This window comes from Lysinibacillus sp. NPDC093712 (assembly GCF_050280025.1).
In the GTDB taxonomy this organism is placed as follows: Bacteria; Bacillota; Bacilli; order Bacillales_A; family Planococcaceae; genus Lysinibacillus.
The window spans coordinates 324,417-345,887 of the sequence record NZ_JBNNUU010000003.1; the positions used below are offsets into that span (position 1 = coordinate 324,417).

General features: G+C 38.0%; 23 protein-coding genes. All 23 read right to left on the reverse strand.

Annotated features, from left to right (window positions below; genetic code table 11):
* Position 1: 1 nt before the first annotated feature.
* Positions 2–526 carry a DivIVA domain-containing protein gene (locus ACQKNX_RS14195; protein ID WP_427429433.1) on the reverse strand — a complete coding sequence of 175 codons (525 nt, stop codon included), beginning with the start codon at positions 524–526 and terminating at the stop codon, positions 2–4.
* Between the two features lie 95 nt (positions 527–621).
* Positions 622–1,410, reverse strand: a complete 789-nt coding sequence (locus ACQKNX_RS14200) for an RNA-binding protein (protein ID WP_427429434.1) — start codon at positions 1,408–1,410, stop codon at positions 622–624.
* A gap of 104 nt (positions 1,411–1,514) precedes the next feature.
* Positions 1,515–1,793 carry a YggT family protein gene (locus ACQKNX_RS14205; RefSeq protein WP_340825977.1) on the reverse strand — a complete coding sequence of 93 codons (279 nt, stop codon included), beginning with the start codon at positions 1,791–1,793 and terminating at the stop codon, positions 1,515–1,517.
* Positions 1,794–1,813: 20 nt separating this feature from the next.
* Positions 1,814–2,311 (reverse strand): cell division protein SepF, encoded by a 498-nt coding sequence (locus ACQKNX_RS14210; RefSeq protein ID WP_427429435.1) that lies wholly within the window; start codon positions 2,309–2,311, stop codon positions 1,814–1,816.
* Entirely contained in the window at positions 2,295–2,999 is a 705-nt protein-coding gene (locus tag ACQKNX_RS14215) for a YggS family pyridoxal phosphate-dependent enzyme (RefSeq protein ID WP_427429436.1), read from the reverse strand. The genes ACQKNX_RS14210 and ACQKNX_RS14215 overlap by 17 nt, the downstream gene beginning before the upstream one ends.
* Before the next feature lie 173 nt (positions 3,000–3,172).
* On the reverse strand, positions 3,173–3,409 hold the full coding sequence (locus tag ACQKNX_RS14220) for a YlmC/YmxH family sporulation protein (RefSeq protein WP_173477847.1): 237 nt from the start codon (positions 3,407–3,409) through the stop codon (positions 3,173–3,175).
* A gap of 176 nt (positions 3,410–3,585) precedes the next feature.
* A complete protein-coding gene (gene sigG, locus ACQKNX_RS14225; protein WP_024362132.1) occupies positions 3,586–4,359 on the reverse strand; it encodes an RNA polymerase sporulation sigma factor SigG in 774 nt (257 codons plus the stop codon).
* A gap of 114 nt (positions 4,360–4,473) precedes the next feature.
* A complete protein-coding gene (gene sigE, locus ACQKNX_RS14230; RefSeq protein WP_024362133.1) occupies positions 4,474–5,181 on the reverse strand; it encodes an RNA polymerase sporulation sigma factor SigE in 708 nt (235 codons plus the stop codon).
* Positions 5,182–5,194: 13 nt separating this feature from the next.
* Complete coding sequence (locus ACQKNX_RS14235) at positions 5,195–6,028, reverse strand: sigma-E processing peptidase SpoIIGA (RefSeq protein WP_402759337.1); 834 nt, start codon at positions 6,026–6,028, stop codon at positions 5,195–5,197.
* Between the two features lie 201 nt (positions 6,029–6,229).
* Positions 6,230–7,396 carry a cell division protein FtsZ gene (ftsZ, locus tag ACQKNX_RS14240; protein WP_427429438.1) on the reverse strand — a complete coding sequence of 389 codons (1,167 nt, stop codon included), beginning with the start codon at positions 7,394–7,396 and terminating at the stop codon, positions 6,230–6,232.
* A 53-nt stretch (positions 7,397–7,449) separates the two neighbouring features.
* On the reverse strand, positions 7,450–8,733 hold the full coding sequence (ftsA, locus tag ACQKNX_RS14245; RefSeq protein ID WP_427429440.1) for a cell division protein FtsA: 1,284 nt from the start codon (positions 8,731–8,733) through the stop codon (positions 7,450–7,452).
* Between the two features lie 95 nt (positions 8,734–8,828).
* The gene (locus ACQKNX_RS14250) at positions 8,829–9,200 is read right to left on the reverse strand and encodes a small basic family protein (RefSeq protein WP_173477852.1); all 372 of its coding nucleotides are present in this window, start codon (positions 9,198–9,200) and stop codon (positions 8,829–8,831) included.
* Between the two features lie 3 nt (positions 9,201–9,203).
* Complete coding sequence (locus ACQKNX_RS14255) at positions 9,204–9,923, reverse strand: DUF881 domain-containing protein (RefSeq protein WP_427429441.1); 720 nt, start codon at positions 9,921–9,923, stop codon at positions 9,204–9,206.
* 147 nt (positions 9,924–10,070) lie between these two features.
* Entirely contained in the window at positions 10,071–10,799 is a 729-nt protein-coding gene (locus ACQKNX_RS14260) for a DUF881 domain-containing protein (RefSeq protein ID WP_427429443.1), read from the reverse strand.
* Positions 10,777–11,631 (reverse strand): cell division protein FtsQ/DivIB, encoded by an 855-nt coding sequence (locus ACQKNX_RS14265; protein ID WP_427429444.1) that lies wholly within the window; start codon positions 11,629–11,631, stop codon positions 10,777–10,779. Before ACQKNX_RS14265 ends, ACQKNX_RS14260 begins: the two co-directional genes overlap by 23 nt.
* Positions 11,632–11,653: 22 nt before the next feature.
* Positions 11,654–12,733: a putative lipid II flippase FtsW gene (ftsW, locus tag ACQKNX_RS14270; protein WP_427429445.1), complete on the reverse strand. Its 1,080-nt coding sequence runs from the start codon at positions 12,731–12,733 to the stop codon at positions 11,654–11,656.
* Positions 12,734–12,773: 40 nt separating this feature from the next.
* Complete coding sequence (gene murD, locus ACQKNX_RS14275) at positions 12,774–14,123, reverse strand: UDP-N-acetylmuramoyl-L-alanine--D-glutamate ligase (RefSeq protein ID WP_427429446.1); 1,350 nt, start codon at positions 14,121–14,123, stop codon at positions 12,774–12,776.
* On the reverse strand, positions 14,120–15,094 hold the full coding sequence (gene mraY, locus ACQKNX_RS14280) for a phospho-N-acetylmuramoyl-pentapeptide-transferase (RefSeq protein ID WP_340825991.1): 975 nt from the start codon (positions 15,092–15,094) through the stop codon (positions 14,120–14,122). The genes murD and mraY overlap by 4 nt, the downstream gene beginning before the upstream one ends.
* A gap of 125 nt (positions 15,095–15,219) precedes the next feature.
* On the reverse strand, positions 15,220–17,136 hold the full coding sequence (locus ACQKNX_RS14285; RefSeq protein WP_340825992.1) for a stage V sporulation protein D: 1,917 nt from the start codon (positions 17,134–17,136) through the stop codon (positions 15,220–15,222).
* Between the two features lie 58 nt (positions 17,137–17,194).
* A complete protein-coding gene (locus tag ACQKNX_RS14290) occupies positions 17,195–19,411 on the reverse strand; it encodes a penicillin-binding protein (RefSeq protein WP_427429448.1) in 2,217 nt (738 codons plus the stop codon).
* Entirely contained in the window at positions 19,408–19,776 is a 369-nt protein-coding gene (gene ftsL, locus ACQKNX_RS14295; RefSeq protein ID WP_427429450.1) for a cell division protein FtsL, read from the reverse strand. The genes ACQKNX_RS14290 and ftsL overlap by 4 nt, the downstream gene beginning before the upstream one ends.
* Positions 19,777–20,727, reverse strand: a complete 951-nt coding sequence (gene rsmH, locus ACQKNX_RS14300; protein WP_402759328.1) for a 16S rRNA (cytosine(1402)-N(4))-methyltransferase RsmH — start codon at positions 20,725–20,727, stop codon at positions 19,777–19,779.
* Between the two features lie 60 nt (positions 20,728–20,787).
* Entirely contained in the window at positions 20,788–21,219 is a 432-nt protein-coding gene (gene mraZ / locus ACQKNX_RS14305; RefSeq protein ID WP_139860193.1) for a division/cell wall cluster transcriptional repressor MraZ, read from the reverse strand.
* Positions 21,220–21,471 lie beyond the last annotated feature (252 nt).

Genomic DNA, 21,471 nt, shown 5'->3' on the forward strand with positions numbered 1-21,471 from the left:
TTTAGATTTCTTCTGATTCTTGGGCATCCCCAACAGAAGACTGAATTTCTGTTAAATCAATATCATATTGCAATAAATGATCCCAATCGTCTGCATTAAGTAAATCTAACTGTGCTTCAACAAGCATTTTAAATCGATTGCGGAAAACTTTTGACTGCTTTTTCAGCTCATCTATTTCTATTGTTACTTTACGTGCTTTCGTTAATGCCTCATTCACAATGCGATCTGCATTTTTTTCGGCTTCTTTCACAATAAGCTTTGCTTCTTTTTGTGAGTTTCTTCGTACCTCATCTGCTGCCTCTTGCGCGACAACAATTGATTTTTGTAATGTTTCCTCTAAAGAATTAAAATGTCTCGCTTGCTCTAAAGCCATTTCCAGTTGCTTATCGACATCTTTTTTTTCACGGAGTAGTTTTTCATAATCTTTAATAATTTGATCTAAAAATTCATTTACTTCATCTTCAGCATATCCCCTGAAAGATTTTGTAAACTCCTTATTATGTATATCAATAGGTGATAATGGCATACGATCCTTCTCTCCTTTACATGTACATTCGTAATTTCTATTATACAATTGTTCTAACAACTTAGCAGTAAAAATAAATAGAAATTACATGTTTTTTACCCTTTTTGGGTCAAACGACCGATTTGTAAACGAATTTTATCTTTCTTTGTTCGGCCTTCTGTCATTAATATTTTCATGCGACCACTACCTCGTACTGATAAAATATCACCTTCTTGACATTCAAAAGCAACACTATCTCGTTCAGTCCAGTTTACACGCACTTTTTTTCCAGTAATAAGTGCTTGTGCTTTTTGACGAGACACTTTTAATACCGTTGCAATAATGACATCCAAACGCATAGAAGTAACGGTATAAGATTCTTCCTGCCAGTCATCTTCATTTTCAATAAGCGCTTGTGACTCTTTAATTGATTCTACATGCACTTTAACCTTCCCAATTCCTGTTAAATGAAGGCGTACATAATCTGCTATCTCTTCAGCGACAACAAACTGCACTTGCTGCTCATTCACCCGAATATCTCCGAATTTAGCTCTGTCTAAGCCTAAAGATAATAGGGCACCGAGCACATCTGGATGGCGCAATTGGACAAATCTTGCAGGATAGTGAATTGTAAATACTGTAAGCTGATAATCTTCCTCTTGCGGTTCGAAATACGTTGGGAAAATAAGCATACGTTGACGTTCTGCTTCATGAAACAAGCCATCGCTTGTCGTTTGAAGCATATTATTTTGCGCAATGATAGACATTACGATAAAACGCTGCCTTGGATCTAAAAAATCTGTAAGTTTCGGAACATAGCGGTCTTCCACCTCACGTTGCCAACTTACTACCTGCTCAATAAAAGGTTGCTCGTCCTTCCTAAAATGTTGTATTAAATGCTCCATCTATCGTTCACCCCATCTACCTCATCCATTTGAAACTACTAGTATATGTAAGTCTAGTATTCCCTTTTTACACAAAAAATCCCCACTAATTGTGAGGATTTTGACTAAAACATAAAGAATATTTTTTGAATCACAATAAAAAGCCCATTTTTAATAAAATTCAACATGAATATTGCCACAATCGGAGAAATATCAATCATGCCAATAGGAGGAATGATTTTTCTAAAAAGCCCTAAGTATGGATCACACATTCTTTCAAGAAAACGGCCAATTGCTGAACTTTGAGCAGCTGGTACCCAAGACATTAAAACATATGCTACTAGCATAAATGAGTACACAGTAAACGCTAAATCCAAATAATGCAAAATTATATAAAAAGTCATATAAACTACAATCCTCGCTATTAATTATCGTCTAAAATAAAATTTGAAATTTCGCCAGACACTTCTACATTATCTGGTGTGCATAAGAATATATCTTTGCCTATACGTTGAATGTCCCCACCTAGCGCATAGACTGTACCGCTTAAAAAATCGATAATTCGTATACCTTGCTCTCGTTCAATACGTTGCAGATTAACAATTGTTGCTCTTTTGTTTTTTAAGTTTTCTGCGATATCCTGAGCCTCTGCATAAACTCTCGGTTCTACCAATACAACCTTTGCACCTTTTGTATTCATAGCTGCTTGTAAACTAACAATATTATTATTGGCATTTGTACTTTGCGGTACAATTTCATGAATTTGTGCCTTACGTTCTTTGATGACCTTTTTAGATGGTTTAGCTGCATGAATCGGTTGTTGTTGCACGGGTTGTTGCTGTTGAATAGGAGCTTGCGTGATTTCTTCTTCTAGGTCTTCTTCAAGATAAAAGAAGTTTTTAATTTTATTTTTCATGCTCATCCTGTTCCCCTCTTTCATTTCCAACAAGAGCCGTTCCGACTCGAACGAATGTAGCTCCTTCCTCTACCGCTATTTCAAAGTCATTAGACATGCCCATTGATAACTCGGTACAAGGTGCGTGTGCGAATCCTCGTTCGGCTATTTGCTGTTGACATTGTTTTAATTGCTTAAAAACAGAGCGAATAATTGTTTCGTCCTCTGTATTTGGTGCCATTGTCATTAAACCTACAACTTGAATTTTCGTGAAGTCTTGTAAAGATTCAATAAAAGTTACTGCGTCTTCTGCTGTTAAACCATGTTTTGATTCTTCACCTGACACATTAACTTGTACAAAACATTTTACCGTTTTTGTTGCTCTTTTTTCAATTTCTTCTGCTAAGCTTAAACGATCCAAGGAATGTAAGTAATCAATTTCGTTAATAACTTGTTTTACTTTTCGAGTTTGTAATGATCCAATATAATGCCAGTGTACATTTGCTTGAATGGCTTCAATTTTTTGTATTAAGCCTTCAGGACGATTTTCACCTAAATGTATAAGCCCTGCATCAATTGCTTCTTGTGTTCTCTCAACGGAAACCTCTTTCGTAACAGCAATAATTTGAACATTAGTTGCCTCACGATTTGAACGCTGTTGTGCTGCTTGTATTTGATTATTAATTTTGTCTAAATTTGTTAAGATTTTCGTCACTGTTTTTCCCAACTTTACAACTTAGTTTCCTTTATTGTAACAAGCAACTCTTCATTTATCAATGAATAGCCTGACCTATAAAAATGCTGATCCATTTACGCTGCTCACACGAAATGAGAGGCTACAGTCTTACTGTTCGAAAAATATGAGCGAGCAGCACAAATGCTAAGATTCTACGATAATGCCTTTACTAGAATGACATCCTTTCCGACTACAAGAACATCTTTCATATACACTTTTCTTATTGATTCTTCTCCTCTAAAAAACCCTAGATATTTTCGTGGCTCTGCAATCATAAATGCCGTTACATAGCCCGTTTCTTTTGATACTTCTGCATCTACAACAAAGCCTAAAAAACGTCCATTCCCTGCTTCTATTACTTCTTTTTGCTGTAACATCGAGAAACGCATCTGTATCCCTCCTACTAAATCAATTACCATTGTGTTTTATGTTGAGCTAAAACATTTACAATGCTTATTGATTAGTTGCTGTATTGCTAATAAAAATCTATGACCGCTATCTTCATGTTCGCACTAACGCAATGAAGATAAAATGCGCACCGAAGTTTCGGGTGCGCATTGTCTACTTACTTATAATCTTTCTGCATTGTTTCAATGGCATTTTTTTCTAGACGTGAAATTTGCGCTTGGGAAATCCCTAATTCTTTTGCAATTTCAGTTTGTGTCTCACCATAATAAAAACGCTTAGCTACAATCATCTGCTGACGTACATCTAACTTTTGTAAGCTTTCCTTCACTGACACGTAGGCAACCCATTGATCTTCTGATACATCATCATCACGTAATTGGTCCATCATATAAACAGCGTCTCCACCGTCTGCATAAATGGGCTCTTGTAATGAAACTGGGTCTTGAATGGCATCTAAAGCAAATAATACATCTTCCTTTTTCATGTCAATCATTTCTGCGATTTCTTCAATCGTTGGTTCTCGCAAATTATCGGTTATCCATTGCTCTTTTGCCTGCATCGCCTTATACGCAATATCTCTAAGAGAACGAGAAACACGTAGTGCATGATGATCACGCAGATGGCGACGAATTTCACCAATGATCATTGGTACAGCATATGTTGAAAATCGTACATTATGCTTCAAATCGAAATGATCAATGGCTTTCATGAGGCCAATACAGCCTACTTGAAATAAATCATCTGCCTGTTCACCCCTGTAGGCAAATCGTCCGACAATACTTAGCACTAACCTTAAATTACACATTACAAGCTCTTCCCGAATCTCTGTTTCCCCTGCTTGTAATCGAATGAAGAGTTCCTTCATTTCTTCGTGCTTTAAAATTGGCAAAGTCGATGTATCTAAGCCGCAAAGATCTACTTTTGTTCGCATATTCGATTCCTCCGGATGTTATTCTCTGACTAAACCGTTACATCAGTTTGTCCGACAGAATCGAGAATATGCAGAAAAAATGTGACCAATTTTAGGTAGGATAAATTTCCCTATCTAAGATATTGGCTGATTCAAATTTTCTCGTAAATCTTGTATAATTTTCTTTTCTAACCTTGAAATATATGATTGCGAAATTCCTAAATGATCTGCTACTTCTTTTTGCGTCATTTCAATTTTACCGTTTAATCCGAAACGACATTCCATAATATATCGTTCACGTGCTCCTAATAAATTAATGGCATGGAACATATGCTGACGTTCGATTTTCTTTTCAACATTATCTAAAATAATATGTTCCTCTGTCCCTAAAATATCAGACAATAGTAACTCATTTCCATCTGCATCAGAATTTAGTGGTTCATCTAGTGAAACTTCACCCTTCATGCGACTTGTTTTACGTAAATGCATCAAAATTTCATTTTCAATACAACGTGATGCATACGTTGCAAGTTTAATATTTTTATCGGTATTGAACGTTTCAATCGCCTTTATTAAGCCAATTGAACCAATACTAATTAAATCTTCAATCGGCGTACCCGTATTATCAAAACGTCTAGCAATATAAACAACAAGACGTAAATTACGTTCAATAAGTGTATCTCTAGCTCGTAAATCTCCGTTCATAAAGGATGCAATGACTGTGACTTCTTCTTCTCGACTTAGTGGCACTGGCAATGAATCATTTCCCCCTATATAGTACGTTTCACGACTCCGAAACTTACCCCATAATTTTTTCAAGCTAGCAAGTAGCCTAAGAAGCAATAGTTCTCCCCCTCTATGAGTTATTTGAAAGCGCTGAAAAATGTAAAATTGCTGCTGTGCTATGCGGAAAATTTTTAGCTTTTTTTGTTAAAACGATATATTCATTTGTTTTTACTTGTGATGACTCTCCTTTAATATGCAATTCATCAAAGCGAAAGCCTAAGACAACAGTTTGTTGTTGCACAGTATTGACATGAATAAATCGAATAAGACGCTGATAATCTACTGAAAACATTGATACATCGTAAGGATCTGTTTCTTGCCATTGCGATAGTGCATCTCGAATTGTTGCTGGTAAATAAGGTCGTAGTGCTGAATACGAAACGAAATGGACAGGTTTTCCCGACAGTGGCTCAATACATTGATTCCCTGTATCTACAAATGCCGAAAGTGGGATAACTTCATCAAAAACCTTTAAGGTCGTTTGAAATACAAACTGTCCACTGACACGCTCCAGCTTGACAAATCCCCATTGCTTATAAAATATAAGGAGATTACCAAATGCCAGCAATAAGCAAAGTACAATAAAGTGAATGACAGAAAGATTCTTTAAATACGGTTGTAATGCTGTTAACAGTCCGCCAATAACAATCGTTGCGGTCAGTACAATAGGACCTTGCTTTTGAAAGCTTCGAAGTTTAAAGCGAAAAGCTAGACCAATCAGTACAATAAAACTTAGCACAATCGTAAGCAGCATTTGACCACCGATTACAGCTATTAAACTACTAATAATTGAACTCATTAATAATCTCGTATTCTTTACATAAACGCCTGTAACTTTTGCTGTAAACGTCAATATTGCTAGATTATAAAGCGTATTAATGAGCACCAGCCATTCTCCATACATAACAGCCGCCTCCTACTTACAAAGTTAGCACGCCAGCGCCACAAATATTGTCAAACAATCGCATGATTTCCTTAAAATGTTTTGACAAAAAACTTCGTTTCCTTACACAAAAAGTGCCTGACACGCAAACAATTCAGAATTGTTTGCGTGTCAGGCACCTAAAAAAACTCGTATTTTACAGATGTAAAATACGAGTTTTTATTATCCGCGATTTTTACGGTTACGTAAAAATGCAGGTACTTCTAACATATCATCTTGTCCATAATTTTGCTGACTTTGACGCTGTGGTTGTTCTTGCTGAACATGTACCTCTTGGCGCTGCTCACGAATAGGTGCTTGTTGTTGAGGAGCAGCTTGTCGATTATTAATGCTGTTAATGCCTGGACGCGTATTTCCTCGGTGTTGTTGTAGCGTCTCTTCTGAGAAACCAGTTGCAATAACGGTTACAATGATTTCATCTTTTAAATTTTCGTTAATAACAGAACCGAAAATCATGTTAACTTCTTCATCCGAAGCCGATGCAACGATATCTGCAGCTTCTTGTACTTCAAATAAGCTTAGGTTTGAGCCACCTGTAATGTTCATCAAGACACCTTTAGCACCATCAATTGATGATTCCAGTAATGGGCTTGAAATTGCTTTTTTAGCGGCTTCTGCTGCACGATTTTCACCTGTCGCAATACCGATACCCATTAACGCAGAACCTTTGTTAGACATAATTGTTTTTACGTCAGCAAAGTCTAGGTTAATCAGACCTGGTGTTGCAATTAAATCTGAAATACCTTGTACACCTTGACGTAAAACGTTATCCGCTTCACGGAAAGCTTCTAGCATCGGAGTCGATTTGTCGACAATTTGTAATAGCTTGTCGTTCGGAATGACGATTAATGTATCGACAGCTTCTTTCATGCCACCAATACCACCAATTGCCTGTGTTTGTCGCTTTCGCCCTTCAAAAGTAAAAGGTCGTGTTACAACACCAACTGTTAGTGAGCCTAAATCACGTGCAATTTGGGCAATAACCGGTGCAGCACCAGTACCTGTGCCTCCACCCATTCCAGCTGTTACGAATACCATATCCGCACCGCGTAATACTTCTTCTAATTGTTCACGACTTTCTTCAGCCGCTTTTTTCCCTACTTCTGGATTAGCTCCTGCTCCTAAACCACGCGTAAGTTTTGTACCGATTTGTAGCTTAATTTCTGCTTTCGATAAATTCAAAGCCTGTGAATCTGTGTTTACTGCGATAAAATCAACACCTTGTACACCATGCTCTATCATTCGGTTAACAGCGTTGTTACCGCCACCACCCACACCAATGACTTTTATAACTGCAAGTTGATCAACACTTGTATCAAATTCTAACATTCTTTTTTCCTCCCACGGTAACTCGACTCTGTATCATTCATTACGCATTCAAGTTAATCAAAAAATTTATCAAATAATTTTTTTGCTCTACCGATTACGCTTCCTTTTGATTCTGAAGGTGTAGCATATTCTTGCTTTTTAGATGCTGGTGCTTGAGCACCGACAACCGCATACTCAATAGGCTGCGTATTCGTACCTTTTCCATAAAAATCATCTTCTAGATAGGCGTAACGAATCAGTCCAACTGCCGTCGTAAATGAAGGCTCTCTAACGCCAATATAATCTGGAGTATATATTCTAACACGCGTTTGCAGTATCTGGCGTGCTAATTGAGCTATACCATCTAGCTTTGCAACTCCACCTGTTAAAACAACACCACCTGGCAAATCTCGAACGCCTAGACGTGCTAACTCATCGATTACTAGTTCAAATAATTCTTCTAATCTAGCACCAATAATTTCTGAAATAAAGCGTTGGCTGTACTGATCCCTTGAATCTGTACCTACAACTGGCACTTCAAAAAGTTCCTCGTCTGAAGCATCATCGTAAAAGGCATGTCCAAATTGGTGTTTAATTTGCTCCGCTTGATCTGTCGGTGTTTTTAAAACAATTGAAATGTCTTTTGTAATATGATCCCCACCTACCGGAATGACACCAGTATGTGTAAGTAGCCCCTCTTCAAATACCGAGATAGTTGTTGAGCCGCCACCTAATTCAATAAAGGCTGTACCTTGGTTTTTTTCATCTTCTGTTAATGCAAAATAACCAGCCGCTAGTGGTTGTAAATAAATCTCTCTAATGCTTAATCCCGCTTTCTCTACGCAACGAAGTACATTGTGTAACAACGTTTTAGAGGTCGTAATCATTGTCGCATCCATTTCGAGACGAATACCAATCATACCTCGTGGGTCTTTAATTTCGTCTAAATTATCTACTATAAACTGTCTTGGAATGATGTTGACTAATTCACGTTCAGGAGGTATTGACATGACTTGTGCAGATTCTACCACTCTGTCTAAATCATCATCTGTAATTTCTCTATTTTCACTATTTACAGCGACAACACCTTTAACTAGTTGTAACATCGTCTGATTAGCTGGAACGCCTAAAACGACTTCATCGATTTGATAACCTGTCATTCGTTCTGCTTGTTCTACTGCTTTTCGAATAGATTGAACTGTTGCATCGATATCAACAATTGCACCTTTTCGAACCCCATTCGATTTTACATTACCGACCCCAATTACATGTAATTGTCCGTCGCTCATTTCACCTATTAATACTTTGATAGAGGAAGATCCTATATCGAGTGATATATATAATTCTTGATGATTCAAATTCGCTGCACCTCCTTGAAAATGCTCTTAATTTCATTCTATTGTAAATCTTGCCTAATGTCTAAGCAAATCGAGTATTTTGGTCAATTTTTCTCTCATTCTATGGAAGTTTTTTTCTTATTGTGACGTTTTTCATCTAACCGAGTTAGTAAAATACGCCTAATTATTGCTATATTTTGGAACAAACGCACTCCAAAGGCGAAAATGGCAGCTAAATACAAGTCCACCCCTAAATTCACACCTATGAACGCCAATCCCGCCGCAAGAACTATATTAAAAAAGAAACCTGATACAAATACTTTATCGTCGTATACTTGTTGTAATTGAGCTCGAATACCTCCAAATAACGTATCTAATGCAGCCAGCACTGCTATTGACAAATAATTTTCATAGATAGAGGGAATTTGGATATTTGTTAACAAGCCAAGCGCTAGTCCAAATACCAAACCTAAAAATGGTAGCCACATATATTAATCTCCTTTTTTGACCTCTGTTAAATAATCATTCGTCAATGGTTGATCGAATGCCGGTATGGTTAACTGTGCAGTAGGCTCCTCTATCACTAATTTAAAATTATCTAAATAAAATGAATCGATAAATGTTGAAGCTTGAATAGAATTATACATTTTTTGTGCTGCCTTATATGTGCTTGTCCCAACATAGATTTTGAAAGGTGGTGATGAAAGTGCTACACTATTCACCGTCGTTTTCCCATTTATGTCTCTGATGGCTGATGTATGAACAATACGATTGCCATCAATGGCAACACTAGCAGCATCATATTTAAATAATTCATTCAGTAATTGGGTAAGTAAATCCGGAGAAATCTCTTTCATTTCATACCCCATTGCAACTAATTCCGGCGCTGGCTCCACTCGGAGTACTACCCCTGGACCTGTAGTATCCGTTAAGCCTGCCTGTTGTTTTAATTGATTGACTGTGTCATTTAAAACAGCTTGTAAATTAGCTTTTTCAGATTGCTCATAGCGACCCATTACCTCATTAAGTGAGCGAATATCTGCTAATAATGTGGAATGCCTTTGCTTTTCTTCTGCTAATTCCTCTCGTATGGCCCAAATATCTCGTGTATCTCGCTCAGCTGGTTTTTGAATGGTATTGTATTGTACCGCTATCATCAAACCGATAATAAATAGCACGATCGTTATTCGGGTGTACATATTTTTTTTCAAAATAGCCCCTCCTAGACGTATCGCAAACAATTACTCCTTGATATCGTTAAATTTAGATGAATTGTAATATGAACAATTTTTATCTAGGACATCCGTGGGAGGCTTAACCTAATTTTTACCCCATGTTTATTCATGGAATAACAGTCGTTAACTTTCTACTTTTACATTTGGCATTGTTAACTTTTGATTTTCTTCTAATGACACTACAATATTGTCATTTAACAACTGATCTACTACGCCACCACTTAAGTTCAGTGAAGCACGGAGTGTTGCAGAATCCCCTATCGCCTCAATTACAAAGGGGGCAGGATGTTGCTTGCCGTCAATTGTAATAACAGGTCCATTACATCTTATATAGGAATTAGCCAAGACCCGTTGCCCATTAATGGCAATTGCCTGTGCTCCAGAAATTTTTAATTCATTCAATAATTTAAACACATGGCTTTCGTGGACGATATAATCATTAGGGTTTACAGATTTAGGATCGTAATCGCCATCTTGAAGCGTTATACGTATACCCTTTCCTTCTGAACTTAAATCACCTAATAGTAAACGTAAGTCTTCTGCTTCTTGAACTAATTGTTTAGAATCCTTTTCATTGGAAGCGAATTCTTTTTCGTAGTTCCGAATCTTTTCTTGTAACTTGTTCGCTTCTTCTGTGAGTTCTTTATTGCGCTCCTGCTGTTCAATCAACTCCTCACGATACGTATCTTCTTGTTCAAATAGCTCAGAATTATTGGAGCTTGTTTGTCGATTGTCCTTTGCTTGGTTGTAAGAATAGCCGATGATAAACCCAGTAGTTATACAAACGATGAGGAGCTCGAATTGTTTCCTCGTAAAGAAATTCCCTTTGCTATTCTGTTTCTTGTTGTTCATCTTCATTCACTTCCTGGTTGGCGGCATTTTCATCAGGGTTGTCCGCTTTTTCATCATGGTTGTCTGTCATATCAATGCTGACTTTATTGTACTCATCATTAAAAGGGCGGTAATATGAGCCAACCTCGATGTCGATAACACCCTTTTCTAAATTTGCTATTTGCGCAACAATTGAAGGATAATAATTTAGCTTATCAGCTAATGTTGGAATAACTGCACGTACTTCATAGCCATCATTCATATAAAGCTTGACCGCATTAGGATTAGCCTCATTACTGTTAGTATTGACTTGGGAGATTAAAGCTAATACTTCTGGTTTTAAACGTGCTAATTGCTCTACAAGCTTGTTAATTGTTTTTTCCCCTGTAATGCCAATAAAAACAGGTGCATCGATAGGGATATTGTCGCCCGCTTGTTCAAACTTCTTACCGTTCTCCAACAATGGGTAGTAAGTTCCGTCACCAGCTAAATACGCAACTTTTTTCCATTCCTTAATATCAATCGTTACGCCCCGCAGCCATTTGCGCTGGACATGTGCCTCTTGTACCCATTTGTCCTTTAGCAATGCCTGCTCTACATCTTTTACCGTAAAACCCCACATCGACTTTCCTGGTGCAAGCGTACTAGCCTCTAAATAATATTGTTCGTCAGCTAGTTTGGCACCATTAACCGTAATGCTTTTAATATCACTGTAAGGAGATTGAAAATAAAGGAGTACAGCTAGCACTAAAAAGAAAAGTAATATTAGGACAATGAATTTACGATTTGTACGCTTTTTTCGTCGCTGTTTAAGCGTAGGGATGCGATCTTCTATATCAATTACTTTCTCCATAAAAAGTACTCCTCCTTTATATTTATTTCGCTAATTGATAAATAATACCTATTATCAACCACATTGTTACTAAAGATGTTCCACCATAGCTAATAAATGGTAATGTGACACCGGTTACAGGAACCAAACCGATAACTACAGCTATATTTAAAAACGCCTGTACAGTTAACATTGTCACAAGTCCAATAATCGCATAATAGGATGTTCGTGTTTTAGCCTGTACTGCAAATTTATAACCAGCGTATATTGTCAGTATAAATAGTGCTAAAATAACGAGCCCACCCACCAAACCAATTTCTTCTAAAATAATCGCGTAAATAAAATCATTTTGCGGTTCAGGTAAATATAGAAATTTTTGTCTACTTTGACCAAAGCCATGTCCAAAGATCCCAGCTGGGCCAATTGCCATTAAAGATTGAACCGCTTGGAATCCACTTACCAATGGGTCTGCCCAAGGGTCGAGAAACGCTTCAATACGTTTAAGTCGATATGGTGCTGTGACAATTAAGCCTACTAATCCAGCAGCCCCCGCTACCATTATCATCACATAAAGCTTTAACGGATACCCTGCCACAAATAACAATAAAAAAACAGACACTACAAGTATAAACACAGATCCAAAATCAGGCTGAAGCATAATTAACACAACGGGTAACACCACGATAACAGCATGTCGCCAATTAACGATTGGCGTACCAGTTTTGTGCTGCGCTAATATATGACTGATATACACAAGCACAGTAATTTTCGTTATCTCAGCAGGTTGTATCGTTAATGGTCCTACACCAATCCAGCTTTGAGACCCATTTCGTTCAAGTCCAATACCAGGTATCAGTACAAGGACTAGTAAAACCAACGAAAATATATAAGCCATCTTCCAAAAGGATTGTTCTTTTAATATGTTTAATCGAATGGTAATTAAAAACACTACAATGCCTACCACAAAATACAAACTTTGTTTCATATAAAACGGCATTTTTCCACTATAATGAACGGCACTCCAATAGGTACCTGCAGAATAGACGAAAATAATGCCGATTATTGATAGCATCAAAGTTGTGACGAGCAATAAATAGCTTTCTTTCCCTCTCAGTAATGCCATCCTTCCACATCAAGTATATTCTAAAATAGTTACAGGCTCATTACAGCTTCATTACAGCATCAATAAAAACGTCACCACGAATTTCAAAGCTGTCATATTGATCCCAACTTGCACAAGCTGGTGATAGTAGTATAATATCTCCTTCTGCAGACATCGGTGCGGCATAATGAACAGCATCCTCTACATTTTGAGCAATAACTGTTTGCGATACACCACAAGACTTAGCAAATTCTACAAAACGTAAGCCCGTTTCACCGAACGCCACAACGCCTTTCACATGCCCCATACAAGGTCGTAATTCTTCAAAAGAATGCCCGCGGTCTAAACCACCCGCAAGCAAAATAACAGGTGCCTGGAATGCATCTAATGCACTTTTTGTTGCTAAGCAATTGGTTGCTTTAGAGTCATTATAAATTTTTCGGCCATTCCACTCACGGACAAATTGTGTACGGTGACGGACGCCTCCGAATTCAGCTAATACCTCTTCCATTTTAGCTTTGTCACAGCCAATCAATAGACAAGCTGCTACAGCGGCTAGAATATTTTCTAGATTGTGTCTACCAGGCAGAGCAATATTCGCTCTGTCCATAAACGGCTCACCTTGCCAATAGATTGTCGTATCATCAGCGCTAATTCCCTGTTCAGTACGTCCTTTAGAAGAAAAAGGTACTTTTTTTGCATTTGATTTTGCAGCATAGCCAACAACAATTGGCTGATCTGCGTTGTAAATGAAATAATCATTTTCATCCTGATTGCGTGTTACACCAAACTTTGCCTCAGCGTAGTTATCAAACGTACCATGATAATCAAGATGTGCATCATAAAGATTTGTTAAAATAGAAATTTTTGGTTTAAATGTTTTGATACCCATAAGCTGGAACGATGAAAGCTCCGTTACTATGACGTTATCCTCTTGTGCCTCTCTTGCTACACCGCATGCAACTGTGCCGATATTCCCTGCAATTAACGGTTTTTCCGCACCATTTTCCAACATCTCAAAAATTAATGTCGTCGTTGTCGTTTTACCATTAGAGCCTGTAATACCAATAAATGGCGCATCACTAATTAAATAAGCTAGCTCTATTTCTGTCCATACAGGTATATCACGACTAATTGCATCTGCTACAATTTTATTGCTATACGGGATACCAGGATTTTTTACAACTAGCTCAAATCCTTCATCAAGTAAATCCTCTGGATGACGACCACAAATAACTGTGATGCCTTTTTGCAGTAGACCTTGCGCATCTGGACTTTCATCAAACGGCTTTGAATCATTGACTGTTACAAAGGCGCCAAGCTCATGTAAAATCTCCGCTGCTGCCACACCACTTTTAGCTAGGCCTAAAACAAGGACTTTTTTATGTTGTAAATCTGTATATTCTCTCATAAGAACGCCTCCGATAAGACTGCAATCAATGCTACTGCTAAAGCAGTTGACCAAAATACAAGTACAACTTTCCATTCTGACCAACCTGATAATTCAAAATGATGGTGGATAGGACTCATTTTAAATATTCGTTTTTTACGAATTTTAAAGCTACCCACCTGTAAAATAACAGATAGTGTTTCAATAACAAACACTAATCCAACTAATAAAAGTAAAAACTCTTCTTTAACTAGTACCGATACCATAGCTAGTGCACCACCTAGTGCAAGTGAGCCTGTATCTCCCATAAATACCTTTGCAGGGTTTGCATTGAATAGTAAAAATCCTAATAATGCTCCTGTTACCGCAAATGTAAATAACGCGATATCTGCTTGGCTTTGGAATAGTGCAATAACACCAAATGCCGCAAATGCAATCGATGCAGTACCTGCAACAAGACCGTCAAGACCATCTGTTAGGTTGACAGCATTAGAAAACCCAACTAACCAGAAAATCATAAAGGCTACATAAAACACACCAAAATCAATTGTCCAGTCTGTAAATGGAATGGCTAATGATGTATCAAAAGAACTAACGTGCAATAGGAAGTATGCAAGAATCGCAATAACGATTTGCCCTATTAACTTTTGAATCGATGTTAACCCTAAATTACGTTTGAAAATGACCTTTAAGCCATCATCTAAAAAGCCAATTAATCCGAAACCTGCTAGTACAAGTAAAAGGACCACAGTTTGTGTTGTTAATAAATCTAAAAAGCTGCCAATTGCTACCGTTGTAATGATGATGGCCATTAAAAAGATAATGCCTCCCATTGTCGGTGTGCCTGCTTTTTTCATGTGTGATTTCGGTCCTTCTTCACGAATACTTTGCCCAAACTTCAATCGACGAAGAAGCGGAATACTAATTGGTGCCAAGATAACTGTTACTATAAAAGCAATAGCTAAAATGGTAAGCGTTGTTGCGAGTTTCATTGAAAAATCTCCTTTAAATCTTGTTTCACTTTCTTCTTCACGAAAAAAGCACAAACTCTCATATATTTATTACTACCCTTCATAATAATAGTGGTTCTTTCCCTTTTTTTAAAGGTAAAGTTACGTTAGTTCACTAAATATAAATGAATGGTGCCATCTTGTTTGATAACACTATCCACTTCAGGTAATTGACTACCAATTTTAGTACCTTCTCCATGCCATTCAATGCGGAATGGATAATGTTGCTTGGCAATATCATCCTTCGTTTGCCCTATGAAACTTGGTACTTTCACAGTAAGTGGGTCACCCCAACGATAATCTTTTTCAAGCTGTTCCTTCGATTTTTCAATGCCAACAAATGGAGCTGCATCTTCAATAATTTGGCCAACAATCGGAGCTGCTACAACACCACCAAATTGTGTTGTTTTCTTTGGATTATCCACCGCTACATAGACAACGATTTGTGGATTATCAGCAGGTGCAAATCCTATAAAAGATACGATATATTCGCCATCTTTATACCGTCCATTTTCAACTTTTTGTGCTGTACCTGTTTTGCCTCCAATACGTAGGCCATCTCGATATGCTTGTCGACCTGAACCTTTCGCAACAACCGACTCTAATGCCTCACGTACTTTTGCAGACGTTTCCTCACGAATTACTTGCCTTTTAATAACTGGTTCTGTTTCATTAATGGTTTCGCCAGTATCTGGATTAAAAATCTTTTTCACAACATATGGCGTATAGAGCTTGCCCCCATTGACGGCAGCAGCTACTGCTTGCACTTGTTGAATTGGTGTAACTGCAACACCTTGACCAAATGAGGTTGTCGCTTGCTCTACAGGACCAAATGCTTCTTTAGAAAATAATATCCCCGAAGCTTCACCAGCAATATTGGAGCCTGTTTTTTCTCCAAAACCAAAGTCTTTAATATACTGTAATAACTTTTCACCGCCCAAGCGTTGACCTAATTCAATAAAGCCTGGGTTACAAGAATTTTGTACTACTTCTAAAAACGTTTCATGTCCATGACCTTCACGCTTCCAACAGCGCAATCTAGCACCTGCAACCATCGTAAAACCTTGATCGTAAAAAGTATCATTTTCTAAATCTACTAAGTTCTCTTCTAAAGCGGCACTGAGGGTAATAATTTTGAAAGTTGAACCTGGCTCATATGTCATCCAAACCGGTAAATTTCGATTATAAATAACTGGCTCGACTAATTGATATTCGGCTGGATGAAAGGTTGGATATGAGGCTAAAGCTAGTATTTCTCCGGTATTTGGATTCATAGCAATCGCCATTGCTTGGTCAGCTTCATAGCGTTCCATTGCCTGCGATAGCTCTCGCTCAACGACTTGCTGTACATCTACATCAATTGTTAGCTCTATCGTTGCGCCATCTTCTCCAGCTTTCCATGCACTAGCGACATTCGGTAAGTTATTACCTTTCGCATCTGTAAAAAGCCTTATGGCAGAAGAATTAGCTTGTAATAGCTTGTCGTATTCATATTCTATCCCCGCTAGCCCTTGCGCATCATATCCTGTAAAACCTAAAAAGCGAGATAGTAGCGTACCATAAGGATATTCCCTTGAGTAATCTACACCACTATATAGTCCTTCAATTTGCATTCCTTGTAACTCAACAGCCTTCTCATAGGAAATATTTTTCGCTTCAGGTGCAAGCTTTACTAAGTACGCTTTTTTCTGCATCTTTTCTAACAGTTTTTGTTCATCTACTTCAAGCACCTGTGCAATTTTCGCTGCTGCTCCTGGAATATCTTTGCTTTGTGACGGCATGAAATATAATGTAGGAGCTAGCTTGTTCGTCACAATACTGTTACCATCTCGGTCCGTAATATGCCCGCGTTCATTTGCAAATGGAATTTCACGATCCCAGTTCTCTTCTGCTTTTTGCGTCAATTCTTTCTGGTCAAACACTTGCAAAACAAATAACCGAATGACAATTGCAACTGCTACACACATAAACAAAACATATAAAATACGTAAACGCTTTTTGGAATGGATAGAAATCCACTTCATTCGACATCACACCTTGTTTTTTACAACGTATGAAATAAAGTGGACTTCTATTCAGTGACTATTCATCATCTACTTGTTCAACTTCTCCTTCAGATGGTGCTTCCACGTCTTGCACAAAGCTTTCAGCAGGCGTTTTCAATTTCACTACAATTGGTGCATTATCTGAAATCACTGTACCTGCAGATACACTTTGGCTCACTGCAAAGCCCTCTCCAACAACTTCAATTTGAAGACCTGACATTGATTTGAAAACTAATAGATTACGCAACGACCAATCAGTAAAGTTTGGCAGTGCGATATCACCTGCTGTTTTTAAAAATACAAAATTGCCTTTTACAAGCGTTTGTCCACCTTTTGGATATTGCTCTATAATTTTCCCGCCAGCCCCAACAATAATAGGATTCAACCCATCATTTGCTAGCTCTACCTGTATAGCTTCTGCATTTTGACCAGTATAATCATTTAAATCTACATGATCTACATGCTGAACATCGTCTGGACTAATATTTAAATGTTTTAAACTATTGAGCATGACAGGCTTAAATATTTTTGACACGGGTACCGAGCCCAGTTCACCTTTAAGCTTTGGCTTTTCAACTGAAACATACATAATTAGTTGTGGATCATCGTATGGAGCCATTCCTAGGAATGAATACAGGAACTCATTAGCCCCCCATGAATAGGTACCGTTTGCCTTTGGAATTTGGGCAGTACCCGTTTTACCTGCTACTTGGTATTCATCAAGTACAAAGTCCTTCGCTGTCCCGTATTCTGATGTTAATGTAGAAGCAAGTATTTCTCGTACTTGTTTCGCTGTATCCGCTGAAATTGGCTGACCCTTTTCAACAGGCTCATGCTGTTGAATCGTTTTTTCAGTTACTGAATCTACAATCTTATCAATCACATATGGCTGCATCATCTTACCGTCGTTGGCAATCGCAGTCATCGCTTGTATAAGCTGGACCGGTGTCACTGTTGAACCTTGACCATACGTCGTTGTTACTCGTTGAATTGGATACTTCGATAAAATCGTACCCGTTGCTTCATTCGGCAAATCAATGCCCGTTTTCTTGCCAAAACCAAATCTATCTAGGTAATCAACAAATACATCATCACCAATACTTTTCAATAAATTGGCCATCGCTGTATTTGATGAACGTTGGAAACCTTCTAAATACGAAATTTTCCCCCAACCTACTTGGTTATGATCTCGAATTGTTCGATCCAGTATCGTGTATTGCCCTGACATATACTTATCAGACGGCGCCCATTTATCAGTATCGATAGCAGAAGCAAGTGTGAACGTCTTCATCGTTGACCCTGGTTCCATCGTTTCTTCTGTTACGGCATTGAGCCATTTCATATTCGTACTATCCCGCGTATCGGGGTTGAAAGTCGGACGCTGTGACATTGCTAATATTTTCCCAGTTTTCGGTTCAGCTACTACTACTATCATAGATTCAGGATTATACTCCTTCTCTACTTGCGTCATCGCATCCTCTACGAAACTTTGAATTGTTTTATCAATCGTTAAATAGATATTATCGCCGTCTTTAGCAGGTGTAACCATTTTTTCACTGTTCGGTAATAAATAACTAAAAGCGTCCGTTTGATATTTAACTTTGCCGTTAACACCCGTTAGTTCTTTGTCATACGTAAGCTCTAATCCCATTTTCCCTTTCGTTGTGACAGTTCCATCCTCATTGTCCTCTTTCAAAGCAAAACCAATTAAATGAGAAGCAAATATACCATTTGGATAATAGCGTTTTAAATCGCTGACAAACAAAATTCCAGGCAATTTTAAGTCCTTAATTTTGCTCATTACTTCATGGTTAATGCCCCTGCCTGCAACGCCAAACTCCACCTGGTACGGCAGTGTCCCATCACTACGCAGCTTCGTTAGCCGCTTATAAATATCATCTTTTTCCATTGGTATATATTCTGCTAAAACTTCCGCAGTTTTTTCAGGGTCTACAACGTGATGTGGATTCTTTTCATCTGTAGTAGCCTTGTCACTAACTACCGCAATTAATCGATAACTTAGTGTATCTTCTGCAATGACTTGTCCATTTCTATCTAATATTTTTCCTCGGTTTGCTGTTATTGCACTTTCCTTGTTATATTTAGCTGCTGCCTTTGCAGCAAGCGCTTGTCCTTCTGCTTCACCTGTCGCCTGCAACGTAATCATTCTCGTGAATAATAGAAAAAAGAGCCCTCCATAAAAAACTAGTAATAGAAAGGCTCCCCATTGGAATCGAAATCTCTTTTTTTTCATTCTCCCGGCACTACCTTTACATTTTTCTCATTTTGAGTTAAACCGAGTTCTTTTGCTTTTTTCCATATATTTTCGTATGTAGAAAGTTCACTTACACGAACTGTCAAGTCAACATTCTGTTTTGCAATCTCATCTGCTTCTGCTTGGATTTTTTGAATGTCCATGCTTGTCGTTTGAATTGCTGCTTGGTTGTTCAACACTAATACTGACAATACAGCAATAATGCTTACTAGAGCTAGTAGCATCATCTTTTCAAACTTCTGGTTCGTTTTTTTACGACGTATGATAGTGGGTTGTGGACTAGGTGGTGTTAACGGTTGTTGCACATGTTGCTGTTGGTGCTGCCTTACACGAACTGCTGCCATTTACTCACGCCCTTTGTCGTTAATTTTCTCCACCACTCTAAGCTTTGCTGAACGAGCTCGATTGTTAACTGCTAATTCTTCCTCAGAAGGTAGAATCGGCTTTCTAGATACAAGCTTTAAAGTCGGCTTCATGTCATCTGGAATTACCGGTAAATTTGGTGGTAATTCAGGTAAAGATGACGCTTCCTTAAAAATTGTCTTGCATAGGCGGTCTTCCAAAGAATGGAATGTAATAACACTAATGCGTCCACCTACGTTAATCATATCAATCGCATCGACTAATGAATCCTCTGCCGCGCCTAGCTCATCATTGACAGCAATACGAATTGCTTGGAAGATGCGCTTTGCAGGATGTCCACCTTTACGGCGAGCCGCTGCTGGTATACCCTCTTTAATTAGTTCCACAAGTTGTCCCGTTGTTTCAATCGGTGCCGTTTTACGAGCCTCTTCGATTTTTCGAGCAACTTGCTTAGAAAATTTTTCTTCTCCATAACGGAAGAAAATACGGACTAAATCTCCGTATGCCCAGTCATTAACGACATGATACGCCGTAAGCGCTGCCGTCTGGTCCATACGCATATCAAGTGGAGCATCATGATGATAGCTAAAACCACGTTCTGGTGTATCTAATTGTGGCGAAGAAACGCCTAAATCATATAAAATGCCATCTACCTCTTGGATACCAATAGCTAGTAGTTCTTCTTTTAAATAGCGGAAATTCGAATGCACAAATGTTACTCGCTCTATATAAGGAGCTAATCGAACTTTCGCATTTTCAATAGCCGTTGTGTCTTGATCAAAACAAATTAGACGGCCTTTATCTGATAATTGTTGTACTAAATATTCACTGTGTCCTGCTCCACCTAGCGTACAGTCCACATATACACCATCAGGATCGATGTTCAATCCGTCAACAGTTTCTTTTAATAACACGGTTGTATGATCGAACATACCAATCGCTCCCCTCAGGCCTTTACTTTTTCAACTGACGTTTTTACGTCTACTACAAAGTTAAAAATCAAAGCCAATCATATTTTCTGCAATTTCATTAAAAGATTGTTCAGACTCTGTGAAATAAGTTTCCCAAGCATCTTTTGCCCATATCTCAATTCGATTCGAGACACCTAGTACAACACATTCTTTTACTAAATGTGCGTGTTGCACTAAAGTCGAAGGAATATTAATACGACCTTGCTTGTCTATTTCTACTTCTGTCGCACCTGAAAAGAAGAACCTTGCAAAAGCACGTGTATCTTTCTTTGTCATCGGTAAACCTTTTAATTTTTCTTCGAGTTTTCGCCATTCATCCATAGGATAGCCAAATAAACAATTATCAAGTCCGCGTGTCACAACAAAGGTTTCACCTAAGGCTTCACGAAATTTTGCGGGCACGATTAATCGTCCTTTCGCGTCAACAGAGTGTTGATATTCTCCCATGAACATGCTAGTCACCCCACTTTATTAAATAATGTACCACATCCCCCCACTTTCCTCCACTTTTTTTAAAAAAAACTTGACATTTTAACCTTTTATGTGTGTTTAGACCTTTAAGCCAAATTTTATTTTGTGCTAAAGGGCATAAAAAAAGAACTACCCTTAGTAGGATAGCTCTCTATTTTCCTGTTAAACCGACAAATTTCTTCAAATCTATATTTACATCATACCTTTAATAGTTCCAAAGATACATTTTAATTT